Origin of the sequence: Fictibacillus tiangongensis (assembly GCF_048083785.1) — a bacterium.
GTDB lineage: Bacteria > Bacillota > Bacilli > Bacillales > Fictibacillaceae > Fictibacillus.
The window spans coordinates 955,709-982,529 of the sequence record NZ_CP182294.1 but is presented as its reverse complement, the minus strand read 5'-3'; the positions used below and the strand labels follow the sequence as shown (position 1 = coordinate 982,529).

The 26,821-nt window shown below is 41.2% G+C and carries 28 protein-coding genes; 1 reads left to right on the top strand and 27 read right to left on the bottom strand.

Annotation, left to right across the window (positions count from 1 at the left end; all coding sequences use genetic code 11):
* Window positions 1–29 precede the first annotated feature (29 nt).
* The 24 genes from ACNJYY_RS05390 to ACNJYY_RS05275 form a co-directional block, all read right to left on the bottom strand.
* Window positions 30–1,001, bottom strand: a complete 972-nt coding sequence (locus ACNJYY_RS05390) for a ring-cleaving dioxygenase (RefSeq protein WP_416731807.1) — start codon at window positions 999–1,001, stop codon at window positions 30–32.
* Between the two features lie 143 nt (window positions 1,002–1,144).
* Entirely contained in the window at window positions 1,145–2,110 is a 966-nt protein-coding gene (gene egtD / locus ACNJYY_RS05385; protein ID WP_416730864.1) for an L-histidine N(alpha)-methyltransferase, read from the bottom strand.
* Entirely contained in the window at window positions 2,107–3,387 is a 1,281-nt protein-coding gene (egtB, locus tag ACNJYY_RS05380; RefSeq protein ID WP_416730863.1) for an ergothioneine biosynthesis protein EgtB, read from the bottom strand. The genes egtD and egtB overlap by 4 nt, the downstream gene beginning before the upstream one ends.
* Before the next feature lie 16 nt (window positions 3,388–3,403).
* Complete coding sequence (locus ACNJYY_RS05375; RefSeq protein ID WP_416730862.1) at window positions 3,404–4,033, bottom strand: flavodoxin family protein; 630 nt, start codon at window positions 4,031–4,033, stop codon at window positions 3,404–3,406.
* Between the two features lie 430 nt (window positions 4,034–4,463).
* Entirely contained in the window at window positions 4,464–4,745 is a 282-nt protein-coding gene (locus tag ACNJYY_RS05370; protein ID WP_066391923.1) for a DUF3817 domain-containing protein, read from the bottom strand.
* Window positions 4,746–4,956: 211 nt separating this feature from the next.
* The gene (locus tag ACNJYY_RS05365) at window positions 4,957–5,598 is read right to left on the bottom strand and encodes an SCO family protein (RefSeq protein WP_416730861.1); all 642 of its coding nucleotides are present in this window, start codon (window positions 5,596–5,598) and stop codon (window positions 4,957–4,959) included.
* Window positions 5,599–5,620: 22 nt separating this feature from the next.
* The gene (locus ACNJYY_RS05360; protein WP_416730860.1) at window positions 5,621–6,994 is read right to left on the bottom strand and encodes a PepSY-associated TM helix domain-containing protein; all 1,374 of its coding nucleotides are present in this window, start codon (window positions 6,992–6,994) and stop codon (window positions 5,621–5,623) included.
* A 119-nt stretch (window positions 6,995–7,113) separates the two neighbouring features.
* Window positions 7,114–7,746, bottom strand: coding sequence for a response regulator (locus tag ACNJYY_RS05355; protein ID WP_416730859.1), 633 nt, complete (start codon window positions 7,744–7,746; stop codon window positions 7,114–7,116).
* Window positions 7,743–8,564, bottom strand: a complete 822-nt coding sequence (locus ACNJYY_RS05350; RefSeq protein WP_416730858.1) for a sensor histidine kinase — start codon at window positions 8,562–8,564, stop codon at window positions 7,743–7,745. The genes ACNJYY_RS05355 and ACNJYY_RS05350 overlap by 4 nt, the downstream gene beginning before the upstream one ends.
* An 86-nt stretch (window positions 8,565–8,650) precedes the next feature.
* Window positions 8,651–9,547, bottom strand: coding sequence for a manganese catalase family protein (locus ACNJYY_RS05345; RefSeq protein WP_066391910.1), 897 nt, complete (start codon window positions 9,545–9,547; stop codon window positions 8,651–8,653).
* Window positions 9,548–9,747: 200 nt separating this feature from the next.
* Entirely contained in the window at window positions 9,748–9,927 is a 180-nt protein-coding gene (locus tag ACNJYY_RS05340; protein WP_144702325.1) for a 4-oxalocrotonate tautomerase, read from the bottom strand.
* A gap of 11 nt (window positions 9,928–9,938) precedes the next feature.
* Window positions 9,939–10,739, bottom strand: coding sequence for a 2-keto-4-pentenoate hydratase (locus ACNJYY_RS05335; protein WP_416730857.1), 801 nt, complete (start codon window positions 10,737–10,739; stop codon window positions 9,939–9,941).
* Window positions 10,740–10,742: 3 nt separating this feature from the next.
* Window positions 10,743–11,768 carry a 4-hydroxy-2-oxovalerate aldolase gene (gene dmpG / locus ACNJYY_RS05330; protein WP_416730856.1) on the bottom strand — a complete coding sequence of 342 codons (1,026 nt, stop codon included), beginning with the start codon at window positions 11,766–11,768 and terminating at the stop codon, window positions 10,743–10,745.
* A complete protein-coding gene (locus ACNJYY_RS05325) occupies window positions 11,758–12,663 on the bottom strand; it encodes an acetaldehyde dehydrogenase (acetylating) (RefSeq protein ID WP_416730855.1) in 906 nt (301 codons plus the stop codon). Before ACNJYY_RS05325 ends, dmpG begins: the two co-directional genes overlap by 11 nt.
* 27 nt (window positions 12,664–12,690) lie before the next feature.
* A complete protein-coding gene (locus ACNJYY_RS05320) occupies window positions 12,691–13,476 on the bottom strand; it encodes a 2-keto-4-pentenoate hydratase (protein WP_416730854.1) in 786 nt (261 codons plus the stop codon).
* A 73-nt stretch (window positions 13,477–13,549) separates the two neighbouring features.
* Entirely contained in the window at window positions 13,550–15,019 is a 1,470-nt protein-coding gene (locus ACNJYY_RS05315) for an aldehyde dehydrogenase (protein WP_416730853.1), read from the bottom strand.
* A 3-nt stretch (window positions 15,020–15,022) separates the two neighbouring features.
* Window positions 15,023–15,493, bottom strand: coding sequence for a RidA family protein (locus ACNJYY_RS05310; RefSeq protein ID WP_416730852.1), 471 nt, complete (start codon window positions 15,491–15,493; stop codon window positions 15,023–15,025).
* On the bottom strand, window positions 15,465–16,511 hold the full coding sequence (locus ACNJYY_RS05305; RefSeq protein ID WP_416730851.1) for an amidohydrolase family protein: 1,047 nt from the start codon (window positions 16,509–16,511) through the stop codon (window positions 15,465–15,467). The genes ACNJYY_RS05310 and ACNJYY_RS05305 overlap by 29 nt, the downstream gene beginning before the upstream one ends.
* The gene (gene nbaC, locus ACNJYY_RS05300) at window positions 16,499–17,038 is read right to left on the bottom strand and encodes a 3-hydroxyanthranilate 3,4-dioxygenase (protein ID WP_191753060.1); all 540 of its coding nucleotides are present in this window, start codon (window positions 17,036–17,038) and stop codon (window positions 16,499–16,501) included. The genes ACNJYY_RS05305 and nbaC overlap by 13 nt, the downstream gene beginning before the upstream one ends.
* 15 nt (window positions 17,039–17,053) lie before the next feature.
* Window positions 17,054–18,541: a 4-hydroxyphenylacetate 3-hydroxylase family protein gene (locus ACNJYY_RS05295; RefSeq protein ID WP_416730850.1), complete on the bottom strand. Its 1,488-nt coding sequence runs from the start codon at window positions 18,539–18,541 to the stop codon at window positions 17,054–17,056.
* Window positions 18,542–18,912: 371 nt separating this feature from the next.
* The gene (locus ACNJYY_RS05290) at window positions 18,913–20,196 is read right to left on the bottom strand and encodes a TRAP transporter large permease (protein ID WP_416730849.1); all 1,284 of its coding nucleotides are present in this window, start codon (window positions 20,194–20,196) and stop codon (window positions 18,913–18,915) included.
* The gene (locus tag ACNJYY_RS05285) at window positions 20,193–20,744 is read right to left on the bottom strand and encodes a TRAP transporter small permease (protein WP_416730848.1); all 552 of its coding nucleotides are present in this window, start codon (window positions 20,742–20,744) and stop codon (window positions 20,193–20,195) included. The genes ACNJYY_RS05290 and ACNJYY_RS05285 overlap by 4 nt, the downstream gene beginning before the upstream one ends.
* A gap of 23 nt (window positions 20,745–20,767) precedes the next feature.
* Complete coding sequence (locus ACNJYY_RS05280; RefSeq protein ID WP_416730847.1) at window positions 20,768–21,784, bottom strand: TRAP transporter substrate-binding protein; 1,017 nt, start codon at window positions 21,782–21,784, stop codon at window positions 20,768–20,770.
* A gap of 34 nt (window positions 21,785–21,818) precedes the next feature.
* On the bottom strand, window positions 21,819–22,568 hold the full coding sequence (locus ACNJYY_RS05275) for an IclR family transcriptional regulator (protein ID WP_416730846.1): 750 nt from the start codon (window positions 22,566–22,568) through the stop codon (window positions 21,819–21,821).
* Between the two features lie 396 nt (window positions 22,569–22,964).
* Between ACNJYY_RS05275 and ACNJYY_RS05270 the strand changes: the two genes are divergently transcribed.
* The gene (locus ACNJYY_RS05270) at window positions 22,965–24,116 is read left to right on the top strand and encodes a histidine kinase N-terminal domain-containing protein (RefSeq protein WP_416730845.1); all 1,152 of its coding nucleotides are present in this window, start codon (window positions 22,965–22,967) and stop codon (window positions 24,114–24,116) included.
* A gap of 43 nt (window positions 24,117–24,159) precedes the next feature.
* On the opposite strand, the gene ACNJYY_RS05265 is transcribed toward ACNJYY_RS05270, so the two are convergent.
* The 3 genes from ACNJYY_RS05265 to ACNJYY_RS05255 form a co-directional block, all read right to left on the bottom strand.
* Window positions 24,160–25,299 carry a zinc-dependent alcohol dehydrogenase gene (locus ACNJYY_RS05265; RefSeq protein WP_416730844.1) on the bottom strand — a complete coding sequence of 380 codons (1,140 nt, stop codon included), beginning with the start codon at window positions 25,297–25,299 and terminating at the stop codon, window positions 24,160–24,162.
* A 206-nt stretch (window positions 25,300–25,505) separates the two neighbouring features.
* Complete coding sequence (locus tag ACNJYY_RS05260; RefSeq protein WP_416730843.1) at window positions 25,506–25,634, bottom strand: hypothetical protein; 129 nt, start codon at window positions 25,632–25,634, stop codon at window positions 25,506–25,508.
* A 188-nt stretch (window positions 25,635–25,822) separates the two neighbouring features.
* The gene (locus ACNJYY_RS05255) at window positions 25,823–26,689 is read right to left on the bottom strand and encodes a dimethylarginine dimethylaminohydrolase family protein (RefSeq protein WP_416730842.1); all 867 of its coding nucleotides are present in this window, start codon (window positions 26,687–26,689) and stop codon (window positions 25,823–25,825) included.
* Between the last annotated feature and the right edge of the window lie 132 nt (window positions 26,690–26,821).

Below are 26,821 nucleotides of genomic sequence, written 5' to 3'. Positions count from 1 at the left end.
AATCCGTTAAGATTCAGGCCATATGAATTTTATTGTTTTGTATCCAGTGGTTTTAATTTCGCTTCGATTTCTTCACGATGAGCTTCTAGGAACGGTGGTAGTGCAAGTGACTCACCAAGATGTTCAATATCTTCGTCCGTATCAAATCCTGGACCATCTGTTGCAAGTTCAAAAAGAATGCGATTTGGTTCACGGAAATAGAGAGATTTAAAATAAAAACGATCAACAAATCCAGAATTCGGAAACCTTGATGTTTTTACTTTTTCAATCCATTCATGAAGTTCTTCTTCATTATCAACTCGGAAGGCAACATGGTGCACTCCACCTCGACCAAGTCGTTCTTGAGGGAGGTCATTTCGTTCTTCTACATGAATTTCAGCACCACTTCCCCCTTCACCTGTTTCCAGCACAATAATTTCAGGTTGACCTGTCACTTCTGGTGCGTAGCTTCCGCTTTTTTTAAAGCCTAATAGTTCAGTCAGCACTTCTACAGTTGGTTCAGCTGAAGGCACAGTTAACCTTACGGGACCAAGGCCAACGATTGCATATTCTTGTGGCGTTGTGCTTTTGTTCCATGGCTGGCCACCTGCAACCCCTTTGTTGTTTTCATCTGAGACTAAAATCATTCTTTGACCTTCAGGATCTCTAAACGCCAACGTGTTACGGCCTGCACGTTTCATGATATCTTCCGCTTCAATACCGTGTTCTTTTAAACGCTCTTTCCAAAAGCGAAGTGCATCATCATTTTTTACTCGAAGGGAGATAGCTGAAATGCTGTTGTTACCATCATGGTTTCTTCCAGCCATCGGAATTTCAAAAAACGTAAGCTCTGTTCCTGGATTCCCTTTTTCATCACCATAAAACAAATGATAAACGCTTGTGTCATCCTGATTTACCGTTTTTTTGATCAGTCTTAAGCCCATTACTTCAGTATAAAATCTAAAGTTTTCTGGGGCTTTCGCAGTTAACGCGGAAACATGGTGAATTCCTTTAAGTCTCATCATAATCCCTCTTCCATTCCATTTTCTTTTATTATCTCCCTTTGCTAAAAAAATGCCCAATAAAAAGCTTTGAGTACGTTCGTATGCTATTAACATCCACAAAAAAAGAAACTCCTGACAAAAGGAGTCCCTTAGTTTGGAGTCTATTCTACAACCAAATAATGCATACTGAACCAGTTCTTATCATCACACCATACTTTTTTAGGTGTGAATCCACACTGTCTCGCCATATTCTGAAACTCTTGAATCGTAAACTTATAAGAATTCTCAGTGTGGATAGTTTCTCCTTCAGTAAAGAAGACTTTTTCATTACCGATGGTTATCGTCTGATTTATCAGGCTTACAAGATGCATCTCGATTCTGCCCTTTTCTGCATGATAGAATGCATGATGTTGAAATTTTTCGAGATCAAAATTTGCCAAAAGTTCTCTGTTTAACCGGTTTAGTAAATTTAGATTGAATTGACTTGTGATCCCTTTATTATCATTGTAAGCTGCATTCAACACTGCGTGATCTTTTTTCATATCTACTCCGATTAACAGACCGCCTTTTGGCTTAAGAAAATCCGCTGTCATCTTTAAAAAATTCATTCTTTCCTCAGGCTCAAAGTTACCTATCGTAGATCCCGGAAAGAACACCGCTTTGCGTTTAGAATTGAGCTCTGGCACCTCAAACTTATCTGTATAATCGGCAGACACAGCATGCACGTCTAGATGAGGATATTCCATTGACAGAGCTCGTGCGGATTGATACAGAAAATCCTTAGAGATATCGATCGGTACATATTCTTTAAGTTCAGGCATCGCCTCAAGAAGTGTCCTAACTTTTTCACTGCTTCCGCTTCCAAACTCTACGAGTGCCGTATCCGTTCCAATTGCGTGAGCCATTTCATCTTTATATTTATTTAAGATCAGCAGTTCTGTTCGGGTCGGATAATATTCTGTGAGCATCGTAATCGTTTCAAACAGCTCGGAACCTTTTTTATCATAAAAATACTTAGGTGAAATGAACTTTTTCTCTTGTCGCAGTCCATGAAGTACTTCACTATACATATCTGTTTCAGGTTCGTTTCCGATGTGATAATGAACGTTCGATCTTATCGTTTTCATGTGAGATCCCCCGCTAAGCGAATTCCGCTGAACTGCCATCTTTTATCGGCTTGAAAAAAGTTGCGATAAGTAGGTCGGATATGCCATTTAGAGGTTGCACATGACCCACCTCGCAAAACGATCTGATTGCACATGAATTTTGCATTATATTCACCGAGCGCACCTTCAAGCGGTTTACTCTGTGGATAGGATGTGTAAGGGCTGCTGGTCCATTCCCAAACATCTCCAAACGCTTTCTTGATCGGGGATTTTGAATAAGGTTCACCCACAATAGGATGAAACGATTCTTCTTCAACAAAATTCCCTTCTATTGGGAGGGAACTCATCGCATGTTCCCACTCTGCTTCTGTTGGCAACCTTTTTCCGCTCCACCTAGCAAAAGCATCAGCCTCATAAAAACTTACATGGCAGACAGGTTCATCGAGATTTAGTTTCTTTTCACCTGTTAATGTGAACGTGTACCAGCCATCCTCACTCTTACGCCAATAAAGAGGATGTTTCCATTTTTCCTTTTTCACGGTTGCCCAGCCATCTGACAACCAATGCTCAGGCTGCTCATATCCCCCCGCCTCAATAAATGAAAGATATTCTCCGTTCGTGACTGGGTGGGAAGATATCTCGTAAGCATTCAGCCAAACCTTGTGACGAGGCCGTTCATTATCAAAGGAGAAACCAGCTCCTGTAAAACCAATTTCAACGAGTCCTCCTTGGATCTTAATTTCAGTGACTTGCGATTTTTGCTCAGAATTTGTGTGATCAGGTGAAGAAGGTTCTGTGTACGAAGGCAGTAAAGGGTTGCAGCTGAAGTTATATTTTACATCTGTTAATAGAAGTTCCTGGTGCTGCTGTTCGTGTTGAAGACCGATCTCAATCAGATCCTCAACCTCTTTTGGTAGCTGATCTCCATAGTTATTAAGAAGACTCAAGATTTCTCTGTTTATATGCTCACGATAGGCATACACTTCATCCATCGAAGGCCTGGAAAGCACGCCTCTAGAATGTCTTGGATGATACGAACCAATCGTCTCATAGTAGGAATTGAAAAGATAATCAAACTTAGGATTAAAAGGAACATAGGAGGGATTCTTTTCTTTTAAGATGAATCGTTCAAAAAACCATGTCGTGTGTGCTAGATGCCATTTTGGCGGACTCACATCTGGCATCGCCTGAATGATCGTATCTTCATTTTGAAGTTTTGATGCTAGTTTTTCAGATAATGATCTGATTCTCTCGAATTGCCCAACTAATCGTTCTGCCGCTACCTGATCGATTGCCATAAGTATCCTCCCTTGATTATCTGTTACTTTCTACCACATTGCCTTCTGTTGGAATAGGATGTTCTTTTAATAACTTTGCAAAGTGAATCAGATTGTACGTCATTATTTTATTGTGCTGCATCGTGAAATCATTCTTGTTGCCTTCCGCCTCTATATAGGAAGGTCCTGGACCTGCTTCACCAACCCAATATGTATCCACATTTGGCGGTAAGGTGAAACCAATATGAGACAAACCGTACAGAATGGAAGCACTCGCGTGTTTTGCTCCATCCTCATTGCCTGTCACAACAACACCTGCCACCTTGTTATAAAATAGATATTGGCCTTTTTCGTTCGTCATTCCACTCGCACCATATAACCTCTCGATCGCTTGTGTAGCAAGGCTGCTCTTTTCACCGAGCCAGATCGGCGTTCCGATGATGAGGATATCAGCCTTTTTCACTTTTTCAAAAATCTCTGGCCACTCGTCACCCTCTCCTTCATCTGCAGAAACACCATAAGCGATCCTGTAATCAGCAAGCCTTACCATTTCTGTATCTATGTTGTTCTTATTAAAAATATGCACCGCTTCGTTCATCAAGCTTTCGGTATTAGAGACTTCATCACCACTCTTAAGAGACGCATTAAGTAGAAGTGCTTTAATCATGAGATTGTCCCTCCTGTTAAAAACCATATTAAAGTATAAATAGCCGAAAATTAGAAAATTAAAACAATTTACACGAATTCTTAACATGGCGGGAACAAAACTATTGAAAAATACTAGGGGTATCGGTTTAGTGAGCAGTAGGAAGTTAGCTTTTCCTTCCGAGGAGGACAATCGCATGTTCAGTGTTTCTGTGGAAAGCACATCTTTAGCATGTGGTGGTGCTGGCGAGGCTTATTAAGTCATGGTCGTTAGTAATTAAGCCGGAAACGCTATCGATTAAGTCTAAAATAAAATAATTAAGTCTAATTCATCTACAATTAAGTCAAAATTGGGAAATATAGGCTTTTCGACAAATGATGACACACGTCCTCTACCTTTTAACCCCAAAAAAAAGAGAGCTTCCTAAATAAGGTGGCTCCCTCAAACAGTATTAATCTTTTAAAAACTTACGGTCGAAAATGAACGGTCCGAACGGCAGGACAGAAGAAACTAGTGCCAAGAACGCACGCATAATCGGCCACTTCTTCACGTTGTACACATAAAGAATGACTAGGATATAAAGAACGAACAGTAGACCATGAAGGGCACCAACGATTGAAACGGCCATCGGCTGATCTAAGAAATATTTCAACGGCATGGCGATGAAAAGAAGAATTAAGAACGAAGCCCCTTCAAGATATCCTACTGTTTTTAACGTTTTTATTGGATTCATAACTGAATATACCTCCATTAATGCTTAATGACGATTCTATCTATAGTTTTATCATAAGTAGATAGAAGTTAGACTTCCAAACCATAACTATTGTGTGAACAAATTCAAAGCAAAATAGTTGGGGGTCAGACCCCAAACTATTTTGCTTTTCCTCAGCTTTCCTTTTTCCACCAGGGTGTTTGCTCTATTTCTACTACCTCAAAAAGCTGGTTTACTTTTTCAGTCTATTTTTCATATCTGCGATTATCTCTTCGTATGGTGTATTCTCTACTCCATCATATCTGGAGACGACTTTTCCTTCTTTATCTACTAAGAAAAAGGCTGATGCATGGATGAACTGGTCTGAGTTTGGATCAGCCACTACTGGTGTTTTGAATGAATCTCTTGCTAGCTGTTCGATCTGTTTCTCTTCATAGCCACCGAGAAAGTGCCAGTTGGAGAAATCTGCGTCATAGTTTTCACCAAACTTCTTCAATGCCTCAGCATTATCTCTTTTTGGATCGATAGAGAAAGAAACAAATTCTACATCAACCTTCTCTTCTTTTGCCATTCCTTGCAGTTTAGCCATATGTGCAGTCATAGGCGGGCAAACGGTTGTACAATTTGTGAAGATAAAATTCGCCGTCCACACTTTACCTTTTAAATCTTCCAATCCAAATTCAGCCTCGTTTTGGTCCTTAAAAGAAAACGACTGAACGTCCCAGTCTAATGACTGAGACGTTTCTTTGCTTTCGCTATTCTGTTGTTCGTGGTTCTTATGATTCTCGTGTTCGTCCTTTGATCCGCCTGAACCGCATGCAGCCAATATTGCCATCGTCAGCACTAGTCCCAAAATCAGTATCATTCTTTTCATTTTTTCTTCACCTCTAATAATATTATGACAACCATGCTTGAAGTGGTTTTACTCGTGGAATGACAAAGCGATCTAATAAGAATACGAAAACGAAAGATATACCTGCGAGTGGCATAACGATACCTGTTATGACCATGAGGATGATAATCCAAGGTTTTAGCTTCTTATCCGATTTTTTTGGCACTCCCAATCTTCCAGATGGTTTACGTTTCTTCCACATGATGAGAGAAAAGATAACGATCGCTACTAAACCTAGAGCAGCTATAGCTCCTAAAATTTGATTAGCTAGACCAAAGTAATGCCCTTCATGCAGCGCAATTCCGATTGAGATCGCTTTTGCCATCCATCCGTAATCACTAAACCTCACATCTTCTACAATTTCTCCGTTATACTGGTTAAAATAGACGGTAGCTTCATTTTCCGGTTTATCTCTTGAAGAAGCAACAGTAAATACACCATCTTCTCCTGCAGGCATTGAAATCGTATAAGGCTTTTGGATCTTGTTCTCTTGAGCTAAGTACATCACTTGATCAACAGAAAGTGATCCGTCATCTTTCGTTGATGTTGGAGCAGGATTGTTCTCCGTTGCCCATGGAATATCTTCTGCGATTTCATCTGTTGTCTTTTCTGCCGTTGGCGCCATGAATGCATAAGTTGGATAACCTGCATTTGCATTAGTCGCCAGCTTGTTGATCTGTTCTCCCATCACACCTGACCATGGCAGCCCTGTAACGATAAGGATGAGTATCATCAACGACAGCCAGAACGCTGTCACTGCGTGAAGATCTCTCCAGAACATGCGACCATTCTTCTTAAGGCGGGGGAAAATTGTTCCCATAAAAGTCTTTTTGTTTCTTGGCCACCAAATGTATAGACCTGTCACCAATATGATGATCGTCCAACATGCAGCCAGTTCAACGAATCGATTGATGAACGTTCCTCCAACAATCCATTCACTGTGAAGCTTAGCGACAACGTTTTTGAAATGATCCTCATCAAGTATCGTTCCTGTTATAGACGCTGTGTATGGGTTTACATAAACCTGTGTAACAACATCATTTTCGATCACTTTTACTAGAGTAGCTCGATTATCTTCTTTCGGTAGTCTGACCGAACCAATCTCTGCGCCAGGATACTCCGCTTGAACAGTTTCAATCTGCTGTGAGAGAGGAAGAGCTTGGTCACCTTTTTGAACAATGATCTTGTCTTTGTAGATCATCGTTTCAATTTCAGATTGGAATAAATATAATGCTCCACTAATCGCAAGTAAGATCAAAAAAGGTGCAAAGATGATTCCGCCATAAAAATGCCATCTCCAAAACGTCTGATAGAGACTGTTGGATTTTTTTGAAGCATTCTCGTTGTTTTCTGGTAACTTATAAGCTGTTGCTTGCATATCTATATTCTCCTTATTCGGACTCAATATGGAAAAGTATAAACAACAAGCTGGAAATGGTAATCACTCTAAAGGGTGATTATGAAAATTAAAATGTGTCCATTGTATGACACTGGAAATTAAACGATTCCGTTATCGTAAGCATAACTCGCTAATTGTACACGGTTTTCTAGATGCAGTTTTCCTAAAATGTTCTTCATATGTGTTTTAACCGTATTCTCAGAGATATTGAGAACTTTTGAGATTTCCTTATTGGAATGCCCCTTGGCTACCAATTGAAGCACATCTTGTTCCCGGGCCGACAGAGCTTGCCCAGCTTGTCCATCCTTCTTAAACTCTTTCCAAATTCGAAAAGCCATCTCTTTCGACATCGGTATTTCATCCATAGCATAAGCTTTTAATCCATTTAACATATCTTCTGTGTTCAAATTTTTAAGAAGATATCCTTGTGCCCCACGCTTTAGGGCTTCAAACCAGTCCGTAATGTCATAAGAAACCGTCATGATCACCACTTTTATGTTTGGAAACTGCTTCTTTATTTCTTTTGTCGCTTCAAACCCGTTCATCTTTGGCATAGAAATATCCATGAGTACAAGATCCGGCATAAGAGCTCTTGTCTTCTCTATCGCTTGTAAACCGTTAGACGCTTCACCCACAATTTCAAACTCAGTCTGACACTCTAAAATCTCTTTTACACCTTCTCGAGCAAGATGATGATCATCTACAATCAATAAACGGATAGGCTGTTTCATGTATTTCCCTCCTTCTCGATCGTGATCGTTGTTTTTCCTGTCGTGCTGGTAATCTTTAGCTGCCAGTCCATTGAATACGCTCTGTCTTGTAAAATTTTTAGACCAAAACCCTCTGTAGGCTCTTGAGAATCAAACCCTGTCCCTTTATCTACAATCGTACAAACCCATCCATTTGGGGTTTTCAACGTATCCAACCATACTTCATTCGTGTTAGCGTGTTTAATTACGTTGATAATTGCTTCACGAACACAAGCAAATAATTCGATTTTTTCCTTTGAAGTCAGATCATCATCCTGTAATCTCCACTCTCGATGAATCTTGAAATCATGCTGAGTCTCCATTTCATTGAAGAACGCATTTAATGATCGTGTCCACGAAATATCTGCTTGAGCCGGAACGTTTCGAAGATTTTGAATCGCACTACGCGTATCGTCATGAATGTGCTGCAACGTTTTTTTGAGTTTAATATAGAATTTATCATCCTTACTAAACTCACTTCCCAGCTTATTCACTTGAACGGAGAGAAAAAATAACGATTGGGCGATGCCGTCATGCAGCTCTTTCGCAATTTTCTCTCGTTCTTCTAGGACCGCTTTCTCCGACCGTTCTCTCTGAAGCTCCTGCTGCATACGCTCTAACCTTCCAAACAAGATATTCAAAAAATAAAGTGTAACTAAAAATACGATGATGGCAGAGAGCCAGTTTCCCGTGTTCATAGATATATAAGGCAACAGAACTGTATGTCTAACGTATTCCCATAAACCAACAGATATTGTTGGAATGAGAAGGATCAACCACTTAATTTGTCTGTATGTCATCTACCGGACTTCCTTTCATTTCTTACAAAATCTATAAACATCATAAATCATACCATAAAAAAACCGACGTATTGTACGCCGGTCCATCAACTGATTCCCGCATTCTTCTTCAGTCTTTCAGCAATCTGCATAAAATCTTCATGAGAGATCCCTGGTGCGAACTCTTCTGAGATAGACCGTAACTCTGGCATTGGAGCACCAGCTGGAGCGCCGATTACTGTCTCAAGTGGACCACCTAATGGATGCTGCCCCGCCCAGATCAAGGCGATATCTCGATAATCCGTATCACTAAACGTATATAATTTTCTGTGTACGCCTTCAGCTTCAAATTTTCTCGTCGTTTCAAAAGCCGAGTTTTCTAGATCTGGTACTGGAAGCATCTTTTTAATATCAACGCCTGTAACCATTTCGATCGCTTTTGCATAAGCCAAAACATGCACACCGCCGCGCACTAGAAGATAGCCGATCATCTCTCTGGCAACAGGATTACTCGTCATCTCATAAACTCTCATCTTATGTGTTCTTGCTCCACACTCTAAGAAAAAGTTATGCAGAAGATCGAGAAGTAGATTCCCACTGCTAAACACATAATCACCGTTCCAAGCTTTTCCCATCGAATCAAAAGGAAAGGATGTTTGTGCCGTACCAATAAAATGCTGAGTATTCCTTTTATCAGTAGCTGCTGCCATAGGCGCATCGTTCACATCTCCAGGATGGGTCGTGCCATAAATCATCATATTGATCGTGTGTGAAACAAGCTCAACGTGCCCAAACTCTTCTGCTGTAATACTTGAGACAAGGTCAAAGAACGGTTTCAATTTTCCTCTTTTTCTAAAGTTGAAAGATTGATACATATAGTTATTAAGTGTCGACATCTCACCAAAACGACCACCTAGCAATTCTTGAACTGCCGCTGCCGCATTCGCATCAGGATTAGTCGGTGTCGGCAGTTCGATCGCCAGCCGATTAAAGCGTTTAAACATAAAGCTTCCTCCTCACGATTGCATGTCGTTTAAAGGTATGTAAAGTCAAGGTTGTACTATACCGATTATTTCATGAGGAAGATTGAGCAAATAAAAGAAAGGGATAAGAATCAGCACAAATATCTGGTATTGGTCGCTAATCTCCGCTCACAAACCAAAAAAGAAACCCTTTGCTCCGCAAAGGGTCTCATTTCTCGCTCTTAAAACTTCGGTTTTCCGCCAACTCCCCAATGCTTATTGGGAATCTCTTGGATCAGCACACGAACTTGTTCTTTTTTCACATCCAATGATTCAGCTGCCGCCAGTGTTAACCGTTCCATCAGTTTGCTCAGCTGTTCATCTGTTCGCCCTTCTATCACTTGCACATGAATGATCGGCATGAGCGCTGCACCTATTTCACATATCTCGATGATAGTGTTACAGATCCCAGACCATCGAACTGTGCGACGATCGTGTCATCCATATCAAAAGCAATTGCTTCAGATAATGCCCCGCTCAAAACGATATCTCCTTTTAATAAACCTTCTCCACGCTCGGCAAGCTTTTGAACAGCCCATGCTACCGCTTCAGCAGGATGACCAAGAACAGCAGATCCCGCACCAGTGGTCATCATCTCTCCGTTCTTACTCATCACCATTCCAATATTCGCCAGATCAAGTTCTTCTGGGCGAACGAGTTTGCTGCCTAAAATCAATTTAGCGGATGAGCAATTGTCTGCTACAACGTCTGGAAGTGTAAAACGGAAGTCCTTGTAACGGCTGTCGATCACTTCAATCGCAGCTACCACATACTTTGCTGCTCGCATGACATCTGATGCTGTCACATCACTTCCCATTAAATCTTCACCCATGATAAAAGCGATCTCTGGTTCAGCTTTTGGATGGATAAGACGGTGTTGCTGTAGGGGTTCCCACTCGAATGCGAGCATATCACTCAAAAGATAACCGTAAATGGCTTCATGCACACCCATCATCTCTTGCTTCGCTTTACTCGTCAGTCCAAGCTTTATTCCTAGACGCTTTGTTTGTGTCTTCTCCATGCGCCTTTCAATAAGTGCTTTTTGCAGATCGTACGCTTCTTCAATTGATAGTTCAGGATATTGGTCTGTAATCTTGACCACTTCCGTCACATCACTTTCCGCTTTTAACAGATAATCAACCAAATTTACGTTCGTCTTATTTGTAACCGTCATCTTCTACACCTCCAGTTTGGACTTTGCTAAGCCAGCTGCCACTTCTAAGATCAGATCCTCTTGACCACCCACTGCTTTTCGTTTCCCGAGCTCTATTAAAATATCTCTTGAATCAACACCAAATCGTTTACCAGCACGTTCTGCATGTAAAAGAAAACTAGAATAAACCCCTGCATACCCCATCGCTAAACTTCCTTTACGAATTTCCTGCGCACCTGGCAGCATCGGTCCGATCACATCTTCTGCTAAATCCATCATTTTATAGAGATCAATACCTGTATCCACTCCCATTCGTTCAAGAACTGCGATCAGAACTTCCGTTTGTGTATTACCAGCACCCGCTCCTAAACAGCGAACGCTTCCATCGATTCTAGTCGCTCCTTCTTCAATGGCTACAAGTGTGTTTGCAACGGCTACTGATAGATTATTGTGTGCATGAAAACCGATCTCAATGTTTAGTGATTCACGTAATGCTGAGATTCGATCTTTCACTTCAAATGGCAGCAGTGCTCCTGCAGAGTCGGTTACATAAACACATTTTGCGCCATAGGACTCCATCAACTTTGCTTGTTCAACAAGTTTTTTAACAGGAGCGGAATGGGCCATCATTAAGAACCCGAATACTTCCATTCCAAGTTCACGAGCCATATGAATATGTTGCGCGGAAACATCCGCTTCTGTTACATGGGTTGCGACACGAACAAGACTTGCTCCCAACTCATGTGCTTTCTTCAATTCATGTACGGTTCCAATTCCCGGAATCAAAAGGACGGCAACTTTAGCATGTTTACACACTCCAGCAGCTGTCTCTATTAACTTCATCTCATCTACAAGTGACCTTCCGTACTGTAAGGTAGATCCGCCTAATCCATCGCCATGGCTGACCTCGATATAATGCATACCTGCTTCATCGAGTGACTTTGCAGCATCGTAGACTTGTTTTTCTGTGAATTGATGCGACATGACGTGACTGCCATCACGCAGACAGACTTCCGTGAATTTTAGAGGCAGCGAGCTATTACGCATCATTGGTTGTCACCGCCCTATCCATGTTGAACTTGCGAAGCAAACGCTTCGCGACCATTTCGCCAGCTTGTTTTGCTGCTGAGGTCATGATGTCTAAATTTCCTGCATAGCTCGGAAAGTAATCGCCAGCTCCTTCAACTTCAACAAAAACCGTTACCCGATCACCATCGAAAAGAGGTTCATTCTTCAACCTGTATCCAGGTACATAGCTTTTAACGCTGTTTTCCATGTCCAGGATGGCTGTTCGTATTCTAGCTTCGTCCATCTCTTTGACTTCACAATATATGGTCGACCTCATGAGAATAGGAGGATCTGCTGGATTTAAGATGATGACCGCTTTTCCTCTCTCCGCTCCACCGACTTCCTCAATTCCACGCCTCGTAGTTAGTGTAAATTCATCGATATTCGCACGTGTTCCTGGTCCTGCACTTGATGACGATATCGTTGCAGCGATCTCTCCATAAGAAACATGTGCAACAGAATTAATCGCATGGATAATCGGAATTGTTGCTTGTCCGCCGCATGTAATCATATTAATGTTCTGTGAATCTATATGTTCACTAAAATTAACTGGAGGACATACGAAGGGGCCAATCGCCGCAGGAGTAAGATCTATCACTGTCTTTCCCATATCTTTTAAAAGTTGTGCATGACGAAGATGAGCTTTAGCCGAAGTTGCATCAAACACAATGTCAGCTAAATCTGGTCTTTCTACAAAGTCATCAATGCCATTTGTAAACACTCGGTATCCAGCAGAGTTCGCACGTCTTAACCCACCCGATTCCATATCAATTCCGAACATCGCTGTAAGTTCAAGATCATCGCTTCTCTGCAGTTTATACATCAAGTCTGTACCAATATTGCCAGAACCAATAATCGCCGCCTTTATTTTTTTCACGATGGCTGATCCTTTCTATGCTGGATTTTATTCACAAAACGAGATGCTTACAGAGCCTAGCTTTCCAAATGTGGCAGTCACTTCATCGCCTGACTCTAGATCGATCGCACTTGATAGAGCTCCTGGCAGGATCAGCTCACCTGCTTTTAATGACATATTATAGTCTGCTAGTTTGTTAGCGAGCCAAGCAACAGCATGTGCCGGATGACCGAGTGCAGCAGCTCCAGCCCCTGTTGCTCTGATCTCACCGTTCTTTAACATCGTCATACTTAGCATCCTAAGGTCGATCTGATCAATTTCATAAAAAGGTTTACCCACAACTGCTCTAGCTGATGAACCGTTATCTGCAACCGTATCTACTAACTTTATCTTCCAATCTTCTATCCTGCTATCTATGATCTCTAATGTGGGCACGAGAGCCTCAGTCGCCATCAACACGTCTATATAAGTAACGTTTGGGCCTTGCAAATCATCTTTTAAGATAAAGCCAATCTCTGCTTCAACTTTTGGCTTTATGAAATCTTTTCTAGACAGAACGGTACCTGTAGAAACCTCCATATGATCGAGCAGATGACCATAATCCGGTTCATCGACTCCAAGCATATTCTGCATCGCTTTACTCGTTAATCCTACTTTTTTTCCGATGATCACTCGTCCCTCTTCAAGTTTCCTTTCCACCCATTTCAGCTGAATATGATAAGAGTCTTTGACAGAGAGTTCAGGAAAACGTGCAGATAGAGGTTCAACCGGTATTAATTTTTCTTCTGCTTCTAACAGTTCTGTCGTTAATTTAGAAATGATCTGTTGTTGCATGTCTGTTTCCTCCCTTCTTTTATCAAAATAGCAAAACGCGACTGTCATCCAATCACGTTTTCAATACAAAAATCTATAGTTTCATCGTGATCGTTTTTGCCTCCGAATAAAATTCAAAGCTGTGTCTTCCACCTTCACGGCCGATTCCGCTCGCTTTTGAACCACCAAAAGGAGTTCGCAGATCTCTTATGTACCAACAGTTAATCCAGAGCAGACCCGAATCAACAGCAGCTGAAACCCGCTGTGCCCGACGAATATCATTTGTCCACACTACGCCAGCTAAACCATATTGGGAATCATTTGCGATAGAAACCGCCTCTTCTTCTGTTTTGAATGGGATAACAACAAGAACAGGTCCAAAGATCTCTTCTTGTGCAACACGCCATTTGTTGTTCACGTCATATAAAACGGTAGGTTCATAGAAGTTTCCTTCTCCAAGACCTGTTATCCGCTTACCACCGCAAGCGAGCTTGGCTCCCTCTTTTATACCGATGTCTACATAGGCTTCTACGGTCTCCAGATGATTTTTTGAAACAAGTGCTCCCATGTCTGTGTCCTCAAGAGTCGGATCCCCAACTTTAATTTGTTTAACTGCAGCTACAAACTTTTCCATGAATTGATCATAGATGCTTTCTTGTAGAAGAAGACGTGATCCAGCAAGACAGATCTCACCTTGATTTCGATAGATGGCATCGATCGAACCTTTTACCGCTTCATCTAAATCTGCATCTTCAAAAACGATATTGGCTGATTTTCCTCCTAATTCGAGGGAGACAGGAATCAGGTTCTCAGCAGCGTTCTTCATGATCGTTTTTCCTGTACTTGATTCTCCGACAAACGAGATGCGACGCACGTTCGGGTCAGTTGTCATCGCACTTCCCATCGTACTTCCTGGTCCTGTAATAATGTTTAAGACACCAGGAGGAAGTCCTGCTTCATTAGCGATATCTCCAAACATGACAGCAGATAGAGGTGTATATGAGGCAGGTTTGATGACAACGGTATTTCCTGCAGCAAGAGCGGCTGATGCTTTCCAAGTCATCTGCATGAATGGCAGATTCCAAGGGATGATAAGACTTGTTACTCCTGCTGGACTGTATTTGGCATATGACATGATGTTATGCTTGTCATAATGTTCACTGACCATATATTTAGACATCTCAGCAAAAAAGCGGAAATTCGATGCCGCTCTTGGAATATCGAACCCTCTGCTCTCTTTAATCGGTTTTCCAACATCGAGGGTTTCAACCATAGCCAGTTCATCTACATTTTTCATGATAAGATCCGCCATTCGGCATAGAATATCAGACCGATCCTCAACAGGCATCTTGCTCCAAACGCCGCTATCATAAGCATTTTTGGCAGACTGTATCGCACGTTTCGCATCCTGCTCACTGCCGTTAGCCACGAGTGCTAATCTTTGATTCGTCGCTGGATTAATAGATTCAAAGGTATCTCCTGAGAGAGCATCAACATATTCTCCATCAATAAAAAGTTTTGCATCCATTATCTTCACTTGTTGTGTCAGGGTTTCAGGTTTCATAAGCTAATTCCCCTTTTCGTCTTCAATCTCAAGGATCATTTCAATCTCAATCGCTGTTCCACCAGGTAGCTGTGCCATGCCTACGGCTGATCTAGCATGTTTGCCTCTTTCTCCAAAAACAGCAACAAGTAGATCTGATGCTCCGTTTATGACTTTTGGCTGATCCGTAAAATCCTCTGTACAGTTTACAAAGCCTAACAGCTTCACAACCTTCTTCACTTTGTTTAAACTCCCAAGCTCGTGTTGAACGACTGCTAAGAGATTTAACATGGACTGGCGAGAAGCTGCATAGCCTTCTTCTACCGATAAATCTTTTCCTAACTTACCGTGGTACTGATCAACACCTTGTCCGGCTGTAAATAGAAGATTCCCCACTCTTACACAGCCCACATAGTTTCCGACAGCTGGACGCACCTCTGGTAGTACAAGACCTAGACTTTGAAGCTTATCCTCCGGTGTTTGCATGACTTGCAACGGCTGCACCCCTCTTTCGTTTTTCAAGACCTAAAAACTCAGCTGCGTTTCCGCCAAGCATTGCTTTCCGCTGTGCATCCGTTAGCTCAAGCGTTTCATCTAAAACTTTTCCGGGATTCACTTCACGCAGCAGAAACGGATAATCTGAACCCATAAAGATCTTGTCTGAACCAAATCGCTCCATCATATAGCGAATATTCATTGGATCGTAATTTAACGAATCAAAATAAAACTGCTTTGCGTAATGACTTGGCGGATGTGTAGTAAGCCTTAGATGCGGCCACACTTGCCACCCCTGGTCAAGGCGCGGAATCAAGTAAGGAAACGAACCACCACCATGCGCAAAACAAATTTTAAGTTTAGGAAATTTCTCCATCATACCGCTCCAGATTAAGGATGCTGCGGCTAATGCAGTTTCACTCGGCATCCCGATCGTGTACATGAAATTATGGTTTGGCATACGCTCTTTTCCGAGCATTTCCCACGGATGAATAAAGAGCGGTACTTCCCACTTCTCAGCCATCTCAAAAAACGGAATAAAGTCAGGATGATCGAGATTCTGTCCGTTTATATTTGTTCCGATCTCGATTCCATGAAGTCCTAGCTCGTTCATACAGCGATCCATCTCCCGTATCGCCGTCTTAGCATCCTGCATCGGCACAGTCCCAAGACCAGCAAAGCGGTCTGGGTATTCATTGACCATTTCAGCAATAAAGTCGTTCTGGATCTTCGCCATTGCTTCGGCTTGTTCTGGCGGCGCCCAGTACGAGAATGTTACAGGGATCGGGGATAGCACTTGAATGTCCACCCCTTCACGATCCATGTCATCGATCCGTTTTTTTGGATCCCATACTTGGTCCGTTACATCTCTAAAGTTCTTGCCACCTACCATAATGGCCGCGCCGCAAGCACATGTCCGGTTTAACACCGGCCACCTTTCTCCACCATATTTTTCGGCAAAGTCAGGAAACGACTCTGGAATGATATGTGTGTGAAAGTCAATTCTTAGCACTTCCATTCCTCCACGTTCTCTGGCATCTGGTAACCGCAATCTTTACACAAGCGGACACGTTCATTGGAATTAAAACTGTGAATTGCTTCTTTTACTTGTTTCTCAATGTCACTCAATTGAACCGTCACGCGATGCATCTCAGAATCACAGCGGTCACAGAACCAAACGAAGTCTTCAAGCTCACCTTGTGCACGTTTACGCTCGATCACAAGACCATAAGAATTAGCCACACGATGCGGCGAATGAGGAACCATCGCCGGCAGCATGAACACGTCTCCTTCTTTTACTTCAACTACTTCACGCTTGCCGTGTTTATTAATGATCTCCACATAACAGCTGCCTTTGATCTGATAAAAGAACTCATCAGAAGGATCCACGTGAAAATCACGTCTTTTGTTCGGACCACCTAAGATCATGGCGATAAATTCGGAATCCTGCCAGATCACTTTGTTGTTAACCGGTGGCTTGAGCAAGTCTTTGTTTTCATCGATCCATTTTAATAGGTTAAAAGATTTCAAAGTCGTTGTACTCATTACAATTACCTCCCTTTATTTAGCCAGCTTAGGCTGGTCCTTCACGAGTTCATTTGTTACAGAAAGTGCTTCATCCACCATAGAGAACTTCGCTTTTCTTTTATAACCGTTATAGAAGATGGCTCTCTTACGGATTGGATCTCCCGTATAATAGCGCTCATATTGCACAAGCCGCTGCCCGAAAGCTTCACCGCACAGATCCCATGCAAGCTTGAACAGCTTAACGCGTTCAAGAGAGTCCACACCGTCACGGCCTAAATAGTACTTATCAATCTCACTTCGGATTTCTGGAGCGTTAAAGTCATTCCCAGTCGGTGACATAAGCAACCCACCAGCACCGATGATTTGAATGACCTCGATCGCTCTTGGATACATTTTAGGAAGCATACCTCTTATTGTTTCAAGTGCCGCTGCATTTGGCATCACTTCACCAGATGTTGTTGTTTCATACTCATACTCTGCTACTCGCAATAAAGAGCGGATCACTTCCACGTTCTGCACAAGTTCACCTAAGTCGTTTTGTACATTCAAGTACCCATCTACACCAATTGAGTCTGCTAGCTTACAAGCGACTTCTGTTGCAAATGCTAGTTTCACATATCCTCTTACACCTGACTGATGAGCAGGCTGCTGAGCAATGCCTGTCTTCGGATACAAAAGGTTCGCTGCTTCCACATTGTTATAAAGAAACACGCGATCCCAAGGCACAAGTACGTCATTAAAGACGAGCAATGCATCCATCTCTTCAAATCTTGAAGCAAGTGGATGATCAAACTGTGATCGCTTGCCGTCCTGCATCGGTTCACGGCATATGAGCTTAAGTCCTGGCGTATCCACAGGCACTGCAAATGCAAGAGCATAACGCTCGTCTCCTGGTGCAAAGCCCGGGAACGAGTAGATGATGACTTCATCTGTAATGGGTGCTAATGTAGCGAGCATTTTTGCTCCCCTAACGATCAAACCATCAGGCGTTTCTTCAACAGCGCCTAGATGTGTAAACATATCTTTTTGTCCATGAGAATTCTTGCTTCGGTCATTTTGAGGATTGATGATCGCGTGTGTTAAAAACAGATCATTGTCTCTTATGTAGTTAAAGTAGTTTTTTATATTTACAGACCATTCCGGATTGTATTGATCGAGGAACCAGCCATTGTGTGCCATACCGGTTACAACGACGTTCAGGAAGTCGGGAGTTCGGCCCATGAGCCCAAAAGTAGATTTTGCGTAGATTTCAAACAACTGGCTTCTTGCCATCAATTCTTCATAGGTTGTCGGATGTAAAAATGCGTTGTTGACTCGCTCACCCGTCTCATTGCAAATATGTGTAATGGAATCTTGATATTGTGGATCGTGCTGCATGTCGTACAGTTTAGCGATCTCTAGAATTGGTTGCTTAAAAACAGGTTCGTTCACAACATCTGTTACTCTCCTGCCCTCTAACCAAATTTCTGGTGAACGAGATTTCAATGCTTGAATATATTGAGCACCAGTTCTAATTCCCATTCCATATGCCTCCTCTATGAATCATGTATTAATTTGTTTCAACTATATAAGAAAGCGCTTTCAATTCTCAATGCTGTAATTTCACATTATGAAATTATCAAAAAGTTTAATAGGTCATTTAATAAAAAGTTGCTCTTGAAAGTGGTTGATTTCCGTGTCAGGCGCTCCCTTTCCGCGGGGCGACCGGTGAGCCCCTTGCCGCTTTGCGCCCTTAAGGGTCTCACCTGACCGCTCGTCCCGCAGGAGTCTCGCACCTTTCACTCCAATCAACTTATCAGGAAGAAAATTACAAAATGACTTAAATGCAACAATCTTTTAGAAAAGAGCTATTTAAAAATAAAGCCAGCATGCGAAAGAGGCTCTATTTACTTTTAAAGACCGATCATTCTTGGAATCCAAAGAACCGCATCTTCTAAGTATGTGATTAAAAACAAGATAGCGATTGCAACTGCCAAAAACGGTCCTGATGCTCTAACTAGTTTTTCAAACCGCACTTCAGCAATGGATGATACGATAAATAGCCCAGTTCCAACAGGTGGCGTTAAAAGACCAATCGTTAAGTTGATGCAAATGATTACACCAAAGTGAATCGGATCGATCTCAAATGAAGTCACAAGCGGCATAAAGACGGGAACTAAGATGATTAAAGCGGCAATCCCATCCAGCAGCATTCCGACAAATAATAGCATGACATTGACCAAGAGAAGAAAAACAAATGGATTCTCTGAAATGGATAACATGCTGTCTGCAAAAACTTGCGGAAGCTGTTCAAAAGCAATCAACCAGCCAAAAATATTAGCCATTGCAATTAAGAATGTAACCGTAGCTGTGCTGACTACAGTGTTGATCAAGATTTGAGGAATCGACGTCCATCTAAGTTCTCGATAAAAGAAAACGCCTATTAAGAAGGCGATTACGCAAGCTACCGCCGCAGACTCAGTTGCCGTAAATGCACCAGAAAGGATACCAAAAATAATAACGAACGGTACTAAAAGCGCGGGCAGAACCTTAACTGTGCTTTCCCACATTTCTTTTCCAGTTGCTCTTTTACTTTTAGGAAACTTATATTTATATCCCATATATGCGATCACACTGATAAATCCGACTCCGTAGATTACCCCTGAAACAATCCCTGCCATAAAAAGTCCGCCGATAGATGTTCCAGACAGCGTCCCGTAAATGATAAAGATCATACTTGGTGGAATAATGGGTGCAATGATAGATGAAGCAAGTGTTAGGGATGATGAAAATTCACTAGAGTATCCTTCCTTCTCCATCTCAGGAACCATGATTTTACTCATCATGGCAGCTTGTGCGTTTGCAGAACCTAAGATAGAGGCTAAGAACATGTTGGCAACGACCGTTACATAAGCAAGTCCGCCACGAACATGACCAACGAAAACTTTTGCGAATTTCACAAGACGAGTTGTAATTCCCCCTCCGTTCATCAGTTCTCCGGCAAGCATGAACAACGGAATTGCAAGTAATCCAAAATTATCAAGACCCGAATATAGTCTCATTGGTGTTGAATCTAATAAAACTGTGTTCCCATTCAGGAAAAAATAAACGACGGTAATCATGCCTAAAACAAGTGATATCGGAATTCCCATTAATAAGAATAAAATAAAAATCCCAATGATAAGAGCAGTTATCATAGCTCTGCCCCCTTTGTTTTAATAACGTGAACAAATTGAGCCAGTACATGGACGCATGCAAACGTTAAACCGATGGGAACAGCACTGTAAGGAATCCACATTGGAAGCAAAATTGCTGTGGATTTTTGAAAAGCCACCCCGTCTGACATGATCCAGGTGTACGTGTACGACAGAATCAAAACTAAAAAAATCATGATGAATATCTGACTGAACACCGCTATCCACATTTTTATCTTTCGAGGGCAATAATCAAGTAATAGCGTCACAGCAGCCTGAGACTTGTACTTAAGCCCCAGACTGCCTCCAATAAAACTAATCCAAATCAATAGAAATACAGCAACTTCACCCGACCAAGATAATGGTGCGTTCAAGAAGTAGCGAAATGCCACTGAAACGGCAACGATCACTGCTAATGCAAACATGAGAATCGCAGCAAGAAATTTTTCCACCTGACAAATTCCGTTACTAAGACTCTGTATAAAGCCTCTTCCCCCATTAATCGGAGGATTTATACTTTCATTGATATTCCTGTCGTAATTAATCTTCATATTAACCACACCAATCTCTCAATCTACTTTCTTACTGAATCAATAAATTCTTGAATAAGAGGGTCAGTCGGTCCGTATTTTTTATCAAATTCTTCTATATAAGGCTTGAATAGTTCTGGATCAATATCATAGATTTTCATTCCATTATCTGCTAATTCTTTCTTAAACTCTTCTTCTTGACCAGAACGGGTTTCAACCGCATAATCTGCTGCAGCTTCTAAAGATTCACGCACAATCTTCTGGTCTTCTTCAGACATGCCTTCAAACGTTTTTTTGTTAACCATGGCTACTGCCGGCCATACCATATGATTTGTAACAGCTCCATATTTCGCAACTTCATAGTACTTGTTCGTAATCGCTGCATCCAGGTCCATGTCCATTCCGTCGATTACTCCTGTCTGTACAGCTGAGTAAACCTCCGGAAGAGGCAGTCCTTCTGTTGATGCACCAGTGGATTTGTAAAAGTCCTGCATTGGCGGACTTGGTGTTACACGAAGCTTTAGCCCCTTCATATCTTCAGGTTTTTGAACGTCCTTATCTTTAAACAACATGACGCGCTGACCAGCAAACAAATAATCCAACCCTGTGATTCCTTGCTCATCTAGTGTTGCTAAGATCTTTTTTGCAGGTTCAGACTGTCTCGCCTTATGTGCTGCTTCCAGATCTTCAAAAGCATATGGAGCAAACCACGCAGCGAAAGATGGTGAACGGGAGCTTGTGTAAGCAGCTGTTATAAAACCAAAGTCAACAGAACCTGATTCGATTTGCTGCATCATGTCCGCTTCACTTCCAAGCTGAGAGGATGGATAGATCTCAAGTTCAATCCTTCCATCTGAACGTTTAGATAGCTCTTCTTTAAATTTTTCTGCAGCTTTATGCCACATGTGTGAAGGCGGTGTGATATGCGCTAGTTTGAACTTGTATGTCTTTCCATCAGAAGATGCATCCCCTGAACTTGCGGAATTCTTCGCTCCGCTGCTGCAGGATGTTAAAAGAAATAATGCCAACAAAACAGTCATTACAATCCTTAACTTTTTCATCCCTATCAACTCCCTATTATTTATGTAAGCGCTATCATAAAACACTAATATAACCGAGTTCTTTTGAAATTGACTCCGCTGTTTTTACAACATGATGAATCATAGAAGGGGTATCTTGCCCGAGCATATACGATACTGGTCCAACCATATTAAGAGCAGCTATGATTTGTCCGGTATACGATTTGATCGGAGCGGCAATTCCATACAACCCCATCTCGTTTTCGTTGTTGCTGATTGCATAACCATTTGTTCGAATAACATCAAGCTCATACTTTAATTTCTCAACACATGTAATGGTATTAGGAGCGCGGCGAAGCAATCCCCTTGATATGGTCGGCTTAATCATGGAGGGGTTAAAAGCTAGCAATACTTTTCCTGTGCTTGTACAATATGCAGGTTTTGTATCGCCTATAAAAGTGGGGACAGCTACTGAATTTGAAGAAGCTACTCTTAGAACGAAGCGCACTTCACCACGATCTAGCATTCCAATATGTACGGTTGTGTTAAACCTTCTGACAAGACCTTCGCACAATGGCAGTGCTTCCGTGTTGATGTCTTGCTGATACATGACGTGATTGCTCCATTCTAGCAATTTCCATCCTAATCTATATTTTTTTTGACTGTCTTGAATCAGTATGCCTTCTGAGCAAAGTGTACGAACTAAGTGATGAACCGTGCTCGCATTCATGTTAAGTTTTTCAGCAATCTGCAAGTTTCCTAGTGCTGGTTCATCTTTGGTGAAGCAGTTTAATATCCTTGAAATTTTTTGAACAGATGAGATCACCAATTCTCCCCCTCAACGGATACGATTTAGTTGAAGTCAGCTTAGCTACCACCCCTTTCAATATGCGTTCATCGTATTGAAAAAGACAGACTTGTACAATCTCTAAATTTCACAATATGAAATTACATAAAATATATTTAGAATAGTCAGAAATTTTTAAAGGATAGTATTCATTCATAAAGAAGAAGTAAAGACTGGAGGTTTATGATAGTTTTCGTGGTCTCGTGTCGATTTACCTACCTATTTTCATAATTTAATGAAAAAATTGTAAACTGCATATGGCATTTCGTCTATATTTCCATTACTATATGTAGTATAAATACTTTTATATAACAAACGTTGGCTTATTCATATTTTATTCTTTCCATGATTTTAATGTTGAAAGAGGTGCGAGCTGTGGACATAACAGAAAGTCTAATCACATATATGGATGATAACTTGCCTACTTACTTACATGATTGGCACCAGAGAATTGTGATCTCAAATCATGATGTACATAAAGAAAAAGTAACAGAGAATGCTTTGCATATGGTTGAGCTAGTTAAACAATCCTTACGACGTAAAATATCTCCTAAAGAAATTATGCACCTCGCCCATGAAGTAGCTGTTCAGCGGTTAGAAGCTAAGATTAATATTGGTGAATTCGTGTACAATGTGAACCTAGGACGAAGTGAGATCGTGCGTTTCGTAACGGGCTCTGGTATTTCCATCGAACAGTTGCAGCCTGTGATTGAAACGATCAATTCTCTTTTCGATGAGTTTTTATATCATGCCGTTAAGAAGTATACGGAGCTGAAGGATATTGAGATTGAGGAAAAAACAGTATTCATCGACCAAAGTCACAAAGAACGGTTAACCATTTTAGGACAGATGTCATCTAGTTTTGTACATGAGTTCAGAAATCCTTTGACAGCAGTAATGGGTTTCGTAAAACTCATGCAGCAAGAGAATCCAAACATGAAATACATTGATATCATCAGTCATGAATTAACACAATTAAACTTTCGTATCTCTCAATTTCTTCATGCCTCAAGAAAAGGGGTTCAAGAACGGGAAGCGGAGGATTTTGCTTTAGAAGATTTATTCACAGATATTCTAGATTTCATGTATCCAAGTTTAGTGGATGCAGACGTTACGGTCATTCCGCGTATCGATCCTACGATTACACTGCGGGCACACAAGGACGAGTTGAAACAAGTACTGCTTAATCTCATCATGAACTCGATTGATGCACTGCGCCAGATGAGACAGAATCGCCGAATCATGATTTTTAGCAAGATTGAAGGTAATGATAACGTACATATTACTATTTCTAATAACGGCCCAGCTATTCCCCCCGAAACAATCAGTACGATCTTCGAGCCATTCTTTACAACAAAAGAATTAGGCACGGGTATAGGCCTTTTCGTGTGCAAGAAAATTATTGATAAGCATAACGGGTCCATCAGCTGTTCATCAGATGATAGCATCACGACCTTCACCATCGTACTTCCCCTTCAGAGTACTGCTGTAACGACTGAGGAAGAAAACTCACAAATAGAAATATAGAAAGGAACTTGGAAACCCAAGTTCCTTATTTAAATTCTTGCTACTAAGGCTTAAGAACAACCTTTATACATTCATCTTCGTGATCGTTAAACGTTTTATATGCCTCACCCGCATTTTCTAATGGTACTCTGTGTGTAATAATTTCTGTGGGATCAAACTCATTGTTCATGATCTTATCAAAGAGCATTGGCATGTAATGAATCACGGGTGCTTGTCCCATCTTCAATGTAACATTTCTCTCAAATATATTTCCAAGCGGGAACATGTTGTACATGGAACCATATACACCTGTAAGCTGAATGGTTCCAAACTTACGAACCGCGTTGAGTCCTATCTCAAACGCACTCAACGTGCCACCTTGTAGTTTCAGTTTCTGTTCCACTTTTTCAATGACTGATTTCTTGCCATCCATACCTACACAATCAATGACAACATCCGCACCTCCACCTGTAATTTCTTTTATGTGAGCACCCATGTTATCAAAATCATCAAAGTTATACACTTCAGATTTGTTTTTCATCGCTGCATGATTTAAACGATACGGAATATTATCAATGGCTATTACGCGCTTAGCACCTTTCATCCAAGCAAACTTTTGTGCCATTAACCCTACCGGACCACATCCCAGAACAGCTACGGTATCTCCTTCTTTCATACCTGAGTTCTCAACGCTCCAATAGGCGGTCGGCAAGACATCCGACATAAATAAAAGAGATTCATCCTCCAGTTCGCAATGTTCAGGAATAACAAAGGGCATAAAGTTTCCATAGGGTACTCTCAGTAGTTCAGCTTGGCCACCTGGATAGTTTCCATATCTTTCGGTGAAACCAAAATACGCTCCTGTATCAACTGCTTGATTTCCGTTTGAGAGATCACACTGACTCTCCATCTCGTGATTACAATAAAAACAATGTCCACAAGAGATATTAAAAGGAAGCACTACACGATCACCCTTTTTTACTCTCGTTACATCCTGTCCAACATCTTCAACGATTCCCATCGGTTCATGTCCGATCACGTAATCTTTTGCTGCAGGTAATGCCCCTTGATAGATATGCAGATCTGAACCACATATAGCTGTTGAAGTAATACGGACGATAATATCATCTTTTTTCTGAATGATAGGATCTTCAACATTTTTAACCTGAATATCTTTCGTACCTTGAAAAGTCACTGCTCTCATTACATAGCCTCCTAGGTTAAAGATAGTACTCTTTACCCTCCAGGATTAAAAATATGTCTAAAATAGACAGTTTATAGCTTTGTACCTACAAAGATTGTCCTTTAGAAAGCTCTTGTATAAAAAATTGTCGCTGTAGAATATTGTGCAAGATGATTCCCAAGCGGGAGGCGCGCAGCTTGCACTCCAATCATTAATAAAGAAGTGTGTTAAGCAGTTGATATATGTTTTACGGTACGTGTTTTTATATTTATTACGCGTTCACCGGTAAATGAGCTTTGACCACCTGAGAAGTGCTGAGGACCACCTATGATGCCTGACTTTTCGCCTGTGATCATGTGTTTTTCACCTGATTGTGTGTAAATTTCACCGATAAGCCACTGAACACATTACTTTTATGACTCAAATGGACAAAAATACTAATCGTTCAACCCCAGCAACAGATAATTATTTGCTAAATCCCTCGAGCGTTCAGGAAATAACAAAAAAAGTCTTTGCCCTCCGGCAAAGACTACTTGTTAACGATTTAATGCATCTCTTCTCGATATAACGGCATCGAACAGCAGCGGAACGAACCACCTGATTTTATGATTTCAGAGATATCGACTTCTAGAACTTCGTATCCTCTTTCACGAAGTGCAGCATTAACATTTTTATTTACAGGAAGGCTCAAAACTTTTTTATTTCCAATGGATAAAACGTTCGTACCCATCGTGAATTGTTCTTCTTTCTCCACTTCAATTACATTAAATTTTGAGGCTAAATACTGATAGTCTTTCTCCTCAAATGCATGTTTATAGATTAAAGCATCTTTTTCAGACAAAATGTTAAAAACACAATCTAGATGCAGATAAATAGGATCAAATGGGACGGCAATGACTTTCATATGAGGAAGCTGTGATTGAAGTTCTTGAATGGTCTCCTCAGACGTTCTGCCACTCACCCCGATATAAACGGTATCGCCATGCACGATTACATCTCCGCCTTCAATACGGTCCCCCTCGATCAAAGAAAGATTAATCTGATGTTCTAATAACCAGTTTCGTAATACTTTCTCTTCTCCATCGCGAATATTGCTTCCCATGCGTGATACGAATACCGTTTCACCGATTGTAAATCCAATATCACGCGTGAAAACTTGTTCAGGGAACTTCTCTATCGCGGGAAGTTTATAAACGTCTACACCGTTTGCTTTCATCGTATCCACGAAGTGCTGATGCTGTTTCATCGCTCGTTTCATGTTGATGTTGTCTTTTGCAAAATGGCGCTGTGTTTCGTTGATTATTTCATCGATCTTCATATATCTTGGTTCACACACAATTACTTTCTTTAATGTGCCATATTCACTATCACAGTTCACGTGTTTGTATTCTCCTTTTATTACGGTAGCCATCTATAATCCTCCATACGCTCATAAGGTATTTATAAGGCTCTTCCCTAAATCAATAGTCCCGTAAACGTTTTTTGCATCTTTCATTAGTTTATTTATATTTTTTCCAAAAATAGCTGAAAGTTAACTTCTTTT